The sequence below is a fragment of the Mycobacterium sp. E3298 genome (genome assembly GCF_001666895.1).
Lineage (GTDB): Bacteria > Actinomycetota > Actinomycetes > Mycobacteriales > Mycobacteriaceae > Mycobacterium.
Genome location: NZ_LZJB01000444.1, coordinates 1 through 1059, shown reverse-complemented (window position 1 = coordinate 1059; position 1059 = coordinate 1). Strand labels below are relative to the sequence as shown.

The 1059-nt window shown below is 68.9% G+C and carries 1 protein-coding gene and 1 pseudogene; one reads left to right on the top strand and one right to left on the bottom strand.

What is annotated here, in order from left to right; all coding sequences use genetic code 11:
- A pseudogene (locus A9X05_RS31750) lies at window positions 1-672 on the top strand (phosphopantetheine-binding protein); the annotation flags it as partial.
- On the opposite strand, the gene A9X05_RS31745 reads toward A9X05_RS31750, so the two are convergent.
- Window positions 583-1053 carry a condensation domain-containing protein gene (locus tag A9X05_RS31745; protein WP_197499155.1) on the bottom strand — a complete coding sequence of 157 codons (471 nt, stop codon included), beginning with the start codon at window positions 1051-1053 and terminating at the stop codon, window positions 583-585. The pseudogene A9X05_RS31750 and the gene A9X05_RS31745 overlap by 90 nt on opposite strands.
- Window positions 1054-1059: the final 6 nt, after the last annotated feature.

Genomic DNA, 1059 nt, shown 5'->3' with positions numbered 1-1059 from the left:
CTCGCCGGTGATCCGGAAGGCGGTCGGCATGTTGTACGTCGCCCCCCCACCACCCCCATCGAAGAACTCCTGACCACCATCTACACCGAAGTCCTCGGCCTCGACCGCATCAGCATCGACGACTCCTTCTTCGACCTCGGCGGCGACAGCATCCTGTCGATGCAGGTGGTCGCCCGCGCCCGCGCCGCGGGGCTGGCCTGCCGTGCCCGCGACATCTTCGTCGAGCAGACCGTGGCCCGCCTGGCCCGCATCCCCGGGATCACCGAGGCCCGCGAACAACTCGTCGACGAAGGCATCGGGCCGATCACACCTACCCCGATCATGCACTGGCTGTTCGACATTGACGGCCCGATCGATGAGTTCAACCAAACCATGGCGCTCCAGGTCCCGACCGGGGCCACCCACGCCGACCTGCTCGCCATCCTGCAGGCGCTGCTCGACCACCACCCCATGCTCAGACTGCGTGCCGACACCAACGCGCGGTCGTTGACCGTTCCCGGACCCGGCGCGGTCGGTGCCGGTGAGTGCCTACACACCGTCGAGGCGCTCACCGATCAGGTGCTGGCCCAGGCCCTGTCTCGGCTAAATCCCGCCGCCGGGGCGATGGTGAGTGGGTTGTGGGTGAGCACCACCGGCCAGTTGGTGTTGATCGTCCACCATCTGGTCGTGGATGCCGGTGTGGAAGGCTGCGGGGACGTCGGAGAGCAACACCCGGGTGGTCTCGGTGTCCAGGGTGGCGGTGAGGTGCCCGGCGCTGGCGTAGGTGTCGCCGGGCTGCGGTGGGGGGAGCGCGGCCGCGGTCGCCGCGACGTGGTTCCAGGTGTCGGCCTGTGCGATGACCGCCGCGGTGTGGGCGTGATCGTCCAGAAACGCGGCCCAGCGCTGAAACGAGGTCCCGCCGGGGGGCAGGGCGATCGGCTGGCCGCCGCGGTGCTGGGCCCAGGCGATGTTGGCGTCCTCCAACAGGATCCGCCACGACACCGCATCCACGACCAGATGGTGGACGATCAACACCAACTGGCCGGTGGTGCTCACCCACAACCCACTCACCATCGCCCC

Bases quoted from the DNA above. Each gene is read 5' to 3' on its own strand.
- A9X05_RS31745 (WP_197499155.1), bottom strand. From the start codon at position 1,053: ATGGTGAGTGGGTTGTGGGTGAGCACCACCGGCCAGTTGGTGTTGATC.